The organism is Patiriisocius sp. (genome assembly GCF_051252435.1).
Taxonomy (GTDB): Bacteria; Bacteroidota; Bacteroidia; order Flavobacteriales; family Flavobacteriaceae; genus Patiriisocius.
On sequence record NZ_JBPOFW010000008.1, the window covers coordinates 84,029 to 93,202 of the forward strand.

A 9,174-nucleotide genomic window follows, 5' to 3' on the forward strand; every position below is an offset into this window, starting at 1 on the left:
GTGCTTTATTTAGAGTAGCTCACTTTCCAGATAACGCCTCCGGTATCATCATTGACCAATAAATCTCCTTGAGTGGTTTCAGTTACTTCTACGGGACGACCATAAACTGTTGAGCCATCTCCATCAGCTACAAAACCTGTCAAAAAATCTACTGGCATGGATGTGGGTTTACCATTTTCAAAAGGGATAAAAACTACTTTATATCCTGAAAAGTTTTTACGGTTCCAAGAACCGTGTTGTCCTACAAATGCTCCGTTTTTATAGTTTGAAGGAAAAGTGTCACCCGTGTAGAAAGTAAATCCTAATGATGCAGTGTGATTCCCAGCGGGAACATCTGGAACAATGGCTCTTGCTACCAATTTTTCATCAATGCTATCCATCATTCTTGGGTCAATTATTTGCCCATAATAAGAATATGGCCATCCATAAAACCCGCCTTTTTGAACACTTGTGGCATAATCTGGCACAAGATTATTTCCCAATTTATCGCGCTCATTCACTGCCGTCCATAAATCTCCAGTAATTGGATTCCAATCCATCCCCACAGGATTTCTAAGCCCGCTGGCATAAACTATTTCATTGCTGCCATCGAGATTGACCTCTAAAATATTTGCGCGGCGTATTTCCTCTTTCATCCCATGTTCTGCCACATTACTTGCAGAACCTACTGAAATGTAAATTTTATCTTTTGACTTGTTGGTAATTATATTTCTCGTCCAGTGGTTATTGTAACCTCCGGCAGGTAATGAAACTATTTTTTCTCCAGTTACATTCTTTAAATTGGTTTGTCCCGTTTTGTAAGCGTACCTCATCAAACCATCTGTATTTGCAACATAAAAATAATCTCCAACAATCAACATTCCGAAGGGTTGATTTAAGTCTTCCAAAAATGGCTCTCTGATTTCAAACTCGCCATCATTATCAGCATCCCGTAGAATAGTGATTCTATTTGCGCTATTTCGAGTGTTTGATTCTACTACAAAATAGTCATTGTTTGGCGCAATATAGGTGCTTCGTGGATTATCAAAACCTTCGGCAAATTTCGAAACTGTAAATCCAGTGGGTGCTTTTGGTAACGTATTTTCTGGCCAATCCTCCATTGTTGAAATTTTTGCTACCGATTCTGTAGCATAGGGTGCCGCCAATTCTAGCGTTCCAACAGTTGTTTCCACCGTACTTGGTGCATATTGATTGTCTGCTAATTCTGGGTTAGATTTCGCTTTTTGGTCACCTATAAATTGTTTGCACGAGGTCATTAAAACAAAGCAGGACAGTGTGATAATAGTGATGGTATTTTTCATAATTTTTTTAATTTAATTGAAAATACTCGTATCCAACCATATTTAAAAATCAGAATTCAATTTTTATAGTTTCTTTAACTCTTCGTTATCCTAAAACCAAAAAACCTCCCAAAATTCAAATAGAATCTTGGGAGGTTTTTAATGTATTTATAAACTCCAGCTAAAAGTATAACGTACTTTAAGCTATTAACTATTAAGCATCACTGGCATAACAAGCATTGTAACTTGTTCACCTTCGTCAAGACCATCGGTTGGTGTTAGAATTCCTGCTCTGTTAGGTAAGCTCATTTCTAAGCTAACTTCGTCGCTCGTAAGGTTGTTCAACATTTCGGTAAGGAAACGTGAATTAAACCCAATTTGCATATCATCACCTTGGTACGCACATGTTAAACGCTCTTCGGCCTTGTTACTGTAGTCAATATCTTCTGCTGAAATATTAAGCTCAGCACCAGCGATTTTTAATCTAATTTGGTGTGTAGTTTTATTACTGAAAATAGACACACGACGCACACTATTTAAAAACTGATTTCGGTCGATGGTCAATTTATTCGGGTTCTCTTTTGGGATTACTGCTTCATAATTAGGGTATTTTCCATCGATTAAACGACAGATTAACACCGTATTTTCAAAGCTGAATTTCGCATTACTCTCATTATATTCAATCGAAACTTCATCCTCACTACCCGCAAGAATACTCTTTAAAAGGTTTAAAGGTTTCTTCGGCATAATGAATTCGGCAGTTTCGCTCGCTACCACATCTGTACGGTTGTATTTTACAAGTTTATGTGCATCGGTAGCGACAAAGGTTAAGCCTTCTGTCGAAAATTGGAAAAACACACCGCTCATCACGGGGCGCAAGTCGTCATTTCCGCTTGCAAAAATCGTTTTGCTAATCGCCGTGGCAAGGATATCTCCTTGTACAATTGTTGATGATGGATCTTTCAATTCTACCGCAGATGGAAATTCATCTCCAGCTGCGTATGCTAATGCATATTTACCGTGATTGCTGCTAATTTCAACAGTATTATTATCTTCAACAGTGAACGTCAATGGTTGCTCTGGGAACGTTTTTAAAGTATCCAATAACAAACGTGCAGGAATACAAACCATTCCTTTTTCACTGCTTTCTACGTCTAGGTGCGAAGAAATAGTTGTTTCTAAATCGGATGCTGAAACCCGCAGCGAATTTCCGTCAAGGTCAAAAAGAAAATTATCTAGAATAGGGAGGGTGTTATTATTATTGATAATCCCACCAAGCACCTGTAGTTGCTTTAGTAAATATGAACTCGAAACAATGAATTTCATGTATTAAAATTTCTGAGGTTTATTAAAATTGCGCCAGCAAGTTGCCATGCGCGGTTGAAAGACAAATATATTCCAAAACAAAGCTATTTAAAAACGAACTTATTAACACTTAGCGTGCATATTTCTTTCTTCGGAAATAGGTAAATATCAAACCAAAGAGTGCTAATAAAACTAACGGAACGCCAATAGTCAAGGCTTGCCAAAAGCCTCGCTCTTGTGTTGTTTTTTGAAGGTCTAAAAATGGAATCGCGATTTCCTTGGTACGTATGTTTATAAGTCCCGTATCATCCAATAGATAGTTCACGGTGTTCAGCAGAAAATCTTTATTTCCGTACATCGTTTGCGTCATTTTATCAAATCCCAGCGGCAGCGGTCTATTTTTTTCAAATCCATTTTTGATGATATCGCCATCACTCACAATGACCATTTTTGTATCGATACCCTCATCTTTTGCAATGTTTTCTTCGGACCCGCCTGCAGTCGTGGCAGGAATTTTAAATGGTTTCACCCTATTTTTTAATGCCGAAGTAAATCGTCCTTCGAGCAAAACAGCTAATGGTTTTACACCTGCTGAAAATTCCTGCGGATTGGGGCCTTCGTTTACAATTTCTAAAAAGTTGGGGATGGCAGTGTCAAAGTTAATTTCGTGTGGAACAATAGAAAGACTCGTAATAGGCGAGGAGGTAAGTAACACCGTTTTTTTGATGCCATTATCCAACAATTCCATTGGTGCTGTATATTCAAATTTAACACCTTCAATGTTAGTAACAATGGGGTGTTCGTTTGAACTTGAAGATAACGGAAAGTAAAACCATGGATAGCGGTTGTATTGCGAATTTTCTTCGGTTCCCTGAGCTAGAACTATGGGGACACTGTACAAATCTTTAACGAGCGATTGATTGATACGAATGCCGTATTTGAAGAACAATTCATTCAAATTCAAATTATCACCAATTATGTAATTTTTTCCTGTGCTCGGATCTTGCTTCTGAAATAAAATATCGGTAAGCCATAGCGAAGCGCCGCCATTCATAATATATTGGTCAAGCACATAGCGTTCGCTATCGTTAAAACTTTCGGTGGGTTTTGCGATGACGATTAAATCATATTTCAGCAAAGAAGCCAACGTTCTTTGAGGAGCTGTTGCAACTGAATCTAGAGTAAAAGGGGCAATACGATAGGTCTCTTTTATCGTTGTTAAAAAGTCGGCAATTTGACGGTCTTCAAGTTCACCGTTTCCTTTGATGATGGCGATACTTTTTTTCTTTGGGTTGACCACTTTGTTGAAACCGTCTGCAAAAGTGTATTCAAGGTTTTGAATGGAACCATTTACACGTTCTTCTGGCGTAGCTCCGAGTACATTTTTTAGCAAAGGAATTTTAACCGTCTTTCCATTATAATAAGCCAATGCCCAAGGATAAATGCGCTCCACCGAAGTTTTTCCACCGTCACGCACTTGCACTTCGGCGGGTGTGAGTCCAAGTTCAAAAAGCTGTCTTTCCACTTCACTGGTATTTTCTTCGCCTTCTAGTGGGTTTGTAAATTTGTATTGGATGTTTCGGTTAACAGATGTAAATTCTTCTAATAGTTGACGCGTTTCGCTTTGCAAACGTCTAAATTCTGAAGGAAAATTTCCCTCTAAAAACACTTCAACCACGAGTGGCGAATCTACAGTAACGATAGTTTGTTTTGCGGCTTTGGACAATGTATAACGCCCATCTTGCGTAAGGTCAAATCGCTTATAAACATAATTGCTCACGATGTTTATCAATACAACTCCGATGATTAAATATGCGATATGTTTTAGGTTTTTTCTAGTCATCATTTTGTACTCTTTAATTTGACAACTGTAAAACCTAAAAACAGAAACGCTACACTTAAAAAGTAAATAATATCACGGGTGTCAATCACGCCACGAGCTACACTGTCAAAATGTTTTTTCATTCCAAATTGCTCAATAATGGAAGCTGTTGACGACAATTGCGCCATTGCATCAAAACCGTAATAAAAGATAAAACAAAGTAAGACTGCAATGATAAAAGCAACAATTTGATTTGAAGATAATGTAGATGAAAATATGCCAATAGCAGTGTAAGCCAATACTAAAAATAGTAACCCAATATAGGAGCCAATAGCGCTGCCTACATCAAAATTACCGACAGGATTTCCCAAACTAGAAATCGCGTAAACATAAAGCAGCGTAGGTATTAGTGCAATAACAATTAAAATTACTGCACCAAAATATTTGCCAAATACAATGTTTTTTAAAGAAATGGGCTTCGTAACGAGTAGTTCTAAAGTTCCCAGTTTAATCTCATCGCTAAAGGCTCTCATTGTGACTGCTGGAATTAAAAAAAGCAATACCCAAGGTGCTAATTCAAAAAAAGGCGCGAGGTCTGCAAAAGTGCTATCTAGAATGTTATAATTGCCTTGAAATACCCATAAAAACAATCCATTAATCAATAAGAAAACCCCAATCACTAAGTACCCGATGGGTCCCGCGAAAAAGTTTGTAATTTCTTTTTTAATTAGTGCAAGCATACTTTAAATTCTTATTTACCTGTAAAAAGTGTGTCCACGCTCCAGGCTGCGGCTTTAGAACGAAACATAGGTTTTGTTGTTGCCCATACGCCTTTAAAAAGTTCACTGTTTCTATAGTTTTCTAAATCGGTTTCGTCATTCCAGCGGCTGTATGTGAAAAATATTGTGGGGTTGTTTTTGTCTCTATATAATTCCAAAAACAGACATCCCTCAAAATTTCGGATTTGATATTTTACCGTTTCAAAATTAGAGAGAAATTGAGAGATTTTATCCTCTTGGAATTCCATTTTTACAATTCGTGTGAACATTATTTAATCAAATTTTACGACGATAGTATCTCGATATTCCAAACCAAACAGCGTTGATGCACTTCCCACGGTTGCTGGATTACTTTTGTAAATGGCGAGTTCAAGATAGTTTGAGCTATTCCACAAAGCAATCTTTTTTCCATCTTCGTCACGTTTTCCAACGGGAATATTAAAATCTATGGCGTCACTATAGTGACTGTGTATTTTGGTAAAGTTTGCTCTTCGGGCGGTTACTTTAAAATTTCGGCCTTTGCCTACTTCTTCAAATGTGGTACGATTGATATTGCTAATCACATTTCCGTAGTTATCAATATATATTACGGTGCCAATAATCTGTCCGTTTTCAAGATTGATTGCTGGTTTTATACCTGTAAGTTGTTTAAGCGTTTCAATCTTTTTACCAATAATTTCCAGTGTTCCACCACGCGCGATATGGCAGGCAACTTTAACGAAAACGTCAAGCACAGGAAAGTTGGTAACCACTTTGTTGTGTATGTTTATTTCTACGATTTTTTCTGGATTTATCTCATTGGCGAGCATGGAAATAATTCCGTTGTCCGCACAGATAAAATAGTGCCCATCGAGTAAAACGGCAATATGTTTATTTTCAGGATGCAATTCGCTATCAATACCTATAATATGAATCGTTCCCTTCGGAAAACTGTTGTAAGCATTTTGAATAATGTATGCAGCCTCCGTGCTATGAAATGGAGAAATAGAATGTGAGATATCAACAATTTTTACATCTGCCAATTCTGTATAAATTGCCCCTTTTACAGCGCCCGCAAAGTGGTCTTTTTCGCCAAAATCTGTAGTAAGCGTTATAATGGGCATAAAAATTGTTGATATTTTGTTGAAACTCGCACTACAAAAATAAACTACTTTTAAAGGTATAAAAACTATATTTACACTATAAAGGTAATCTTATAAACATACATTTAAACACCTATCGCTTTTGAACGAACTAATCATTGAATTAACTGAAATCAGCCCAAGAGACTTTTTTGGCTTGCAAAACTCAAACATAGATTTATTAAAGAAATATTTCCCAAAATTAAAAATTGTCGCTAGAGGAAGTAAAATAAAAGCCTACGGCGATGAGGAAGTTTTAGAAGAGTTTGATAAAAAAATTACCATGTTGCTTGAGCATTATGCCAAGTATAATAAGATTGACGAAAATAGCATAGAGCGCGTTCTTACTAGTAATAGCAGAGATGATTACGAAAGCGCACCGGGAAGCAATCAAATCCTTGTTCACGGTGTTAGCGGAAAAATTATAAAACCACAAACTGTTAATCAAAGAAAACTCGTAGAGTCTTCGCGTAAAAACGATTTGGTTTTTGCCGTAGGGCCAGCAGGTACTGGTAAAACTTATACTGGTGTCGCACTCGCGGTTCAAGCGTTGAAAGCAAAGCAAGTAAAGCGAATTATCCTTACAAGGCCTGCCGTTGAAGCAGGGGAGAACCTAGGTTTTTTACCTGGCGATTTAAAAGAAAAATTAGACCCATATATGCAACCTTTATACGACGGTTTGCGTGATATGATTCCTGCCGAAAAACTAGAACAGTATATTGAAAATGGTACTATTCAAATTGCGCCGCTTGCTTTTATGCGTGGACGCACGCTCGACAATGCCTTTGTAATTCTCGATGAAGCCCAAAACACGACCCATGCCCAAATGAAAATGTTTTTGACGCGTATGGGTAAAAGTGCCAAGTTTATGATTACAGGAGACCCCGGCCAGATAGATTTACCACGTCGTGTTATCTCTGGGTTGAAAGAAGCTTTACTCGTTTTAAAAGATACAGAAGGCGTTGGCATCGTTTATTTGGATGATAAAGATATTATCCGCCATAAATTGGTTAAGAAAATAATCGCTGCATACAAGAGCATTGAAAATTTAGATTCGTAATATTTTTTCTTCGGAAATTTTAAGGGTGGAAAATAATTATAGAATGAAAAAATAATTTTGACTAAAGTCTTTCAGAAATTTTACTCGATTTGAAAATAAGGAATCGGATATACTTTATGACTTTGCGAAACAAATTTCAATTTAGGGCCACATTTACCTTCATATTTATTTTCTTTGAAAATCCATTTATTATTGAGAAATTTATCAATCACGATTAAATAAACAATTATTATGAAAAATACTATCGCATTTACAGTTTTGGCATTTATGAGTTTTAGTTTGTTCGCACAAATTTCAGAAGCGAAGAAAGCCACATTTTTTATAAATGTTTATATCAATCAGGATAAAGATATCCGTCTCGAGAAAGATATAGTTGCTTTTGAAAATATAAGAAACGAGGTGGAGAAATTAGTATCTAGTAAAATGACCAATAATAAGAATATTGTGTATCGCATTTATGCAGATAACTCTGTAGATGAAAATTATATTGATTCGGTTGAACAAAAAATGTTGAATGGCAAACCAAATGCCGAGATAATGCGCTTTCTTTTGGACAAAGGAAGCATTGATATCAATGGTCCAAATTGGTTTCAGAAATTAGAAGCTGTAAAACTTGAAAAAGTTAAAGGATAATTTTTAGCTATCAATATTATATTAATTTCGATTTCAGAATCATAACTCGTAACCTTTATTTTTACAATGAACACCATCATCAAAACCAATTTTAATTTTCCGGGACAAAAAAACGTGTATCATGGTAAGGTACGTTCAGTTTATACATTGGAAAATGATCAATTGTTAATGGTCGCTACAGATAGATTGAGTGCGTTTGATGTGGTGATGCCAAAGGGCATACCTTATAAAGGACAAATCCTCAATCAGATTGCTACAAAAATGATGAAGGATACGGAGGATTTGGTACCCAATTGGTTAACGGCAACACCCGACCCCAACGTGGCAATAGGTGAAGCTTGCGAACCTTTTAAAGTTGAAATGGTTATCCGTGGATATATGAGTGGTCATGCCGCAAGAGAGTATAAAGCTGGAAAAAGAATATTGTGTGGTGTGCCAATGCCAGAGGGGATGAAAGAGAATGATAAATTTCCCAGTCCTATTATTACACCCGCTACAAAAGCCGAAATGGGTAATCATGACGAAGATATTTCAAGAGAAGATATTTTGAAGAGAGGGATTGTTAGCGAAGAAGATTATTTGGTTTTGGAAGATTACACACGCAAATTATTTAAAAGGGGTAGTGAAATCGCAGCAGCCCGCGGATTGATATTGGTAGACACTAAATATGAATTTGGTAAAACCAAAGACGGAAAGATTGTTTTGATAGACGAAATCCACACGCCAGATTCTTCACGTTATTTCTACGCAGAGGGCTACCAAGAGCGCCAAGATAAAGGAGAGGCTCAAAAACAATTGTCAAAAGAGTTTGTACGCCAGTGGCTCATTGCAAATAATTTTCAAGGTCTAGAAGGTCAAACAGTTCCAGAAATGAGCGATGATTATATAAAAACTGTTTCAGAACGTTACATTGAATTGTATGAAAACATCACTGGCGAAACTTTCGTCAAGGCTGATGTTTCAAATATAGAAGCACGTATTGAAAACAATGTATCATCTTACCTTAATAGTTAAACACATTTCTTCCACTTTAAAATAACTTTTTTCAATAAGTTTAATTTCACAAATAGGAAATAACTATAAAAACTGATTTTCTACTTTTCAAAAACCGTGTTTTTGTTAAAGTTATGCAAATACCCAATACAGCAGGGTATTTTGCTTTTTTATGTATATT

General features: G+C 36.5%; 9 protein-coding genes. 3 read left to right on the forward strand and 6 right to left on the reverse strand.

The features are described 5' to 3' along the window. Window positions 1-5 precede the first annotated feature (5 nt). From ACSHW7_RS14615 to ACSHW7_RS14640, 6 genes are all read right to left on the reverse strand, one after another. Entirely contained in the window at window positions 6-1,301 is a 1,296-nt protein-coding gene (locus ACSHW7_RS14615) for a PQQ-dependent sugar dehydrogenase (RefSeq protein ID WP_435680109.1), read from the reverse strand. A gap of 186 nt (window positions 1,302-1,487) precedes the next feature. Further along, window positions 1,488-2,606: a DNA polymerase III subunit beta gene (gene dnaN, locus ACSHW7_RS14620; protein ID WP_435680110.1), complete on the reverse strand. Its 1,119-nt coding sequence runs from the start codon at window positions 2,604-2,606 to the stop codon at window positions 1,488-1,490. 109 nt (window positions 2,607-2,715) lie between these two features. After that, entirely contained in the window at window positions 2,716-4,431 is a 1,716-nt protein-coding gene (gldG, locus tag ACSHW7_RS14625) for a gliding motility-associated ABC transporter substrate-binding protein GldG (RefSeq protein ID WP_435680111.1), read from the reverse strand. Beyond that, window positions 4,428-5,147: a gliding motility-associated ABC transporter permease subunit GldF gene (gene gldF, locus ACSHW7_RS14630; protein WP_435680112.1), complete on the reverse strand. Its 720-nt coding sequence runs from the start codon at window positions 5,145-5,147 to the stop codon at window positions 4,428-4,430. The genes gldG and gldF overlap by 4 nt, the downstream gene beginning before the upstream one ends. Window positions 5,148-5,158: 11 nt before the next feature. Next, window positions 5,159-5,455, reverse strand: coding sequence for a putative quinol monooxygenase (locus ACSHW7_RS14635; protein ID WP_435680113.1), 297 nt, complete (start codon window positions 5,453-5,455; stop codon window positions 5,159-5,161). A gap of 3 nt (window positions 5,456-5,458) precedes the next feature. Beyond that, window positions 5,459-6,289: an SAM hydrolase/SAM-dependent halogenase family protein gene (locus ACSHW7_RS14640; RefSeq protein WP_435680114.1), complete on the reverse strand. Its 831-nt coding sequence runs from the start codon at window positions 6,287-6,289 to the stop codon at window positions 5,459-5,461. Between the two features lie 121 nt (window positions 6,290-6,410). Between ACSHW7_RS14640 and ACSHW7_RS14645 the strand changes: the two genes are divergently transcribed. The 3 genes from ACSHW7_RS14645 to ACSHW7_RS14655 all read left to right on the forward strand — a co-directional run bounded on the left by ACSHW7_RS14645 (window position 6,411) and on the right by ACSHW7_RS14655 (window position 9,014). After that, window positions 6,411-7,367 carry a PhoH family protein gene (locus ACSHW7_RS14645; RefSeq protein ID WP_435680115.1) on the forward strand — a complete coding sequence of 319 codons (957 nt, stop codon included), beginning with the start codon at window positions 6,411-6,413 and terminating at the stop codon, window positions 7,365-7,367. A gap of 231 nt (window positions 7,368-7,598) precedes the next feature. After that, window positions 7,599-8,000, forward strand: a complete 402-nt coding sequence (locus ACSHW7_RS14650) for a hypothetical protein (RefSeq protein WP_435680116.1) — start codon at window positions 7,599-7,601, stop codon at window positions 7,998-8,000. A gap of 66 nt (window positions 8,001-8,066) precedes the next feature. Continuing rightward, window positions 8,067-9,014 (forward strand): phosphoribosylaminoimidazolesuccinocarboxamide synthase, encoded by a 948-nt coding sequence (locus tag ACSHW7_RS14655; protein WP_435680117.1) that lies wholly within the window; start codon window positions 8,067-8,069, stop codon window positions 9,012-9,014. Window positions 9,015-9,174: the final 160 nt, after the last annotated feature.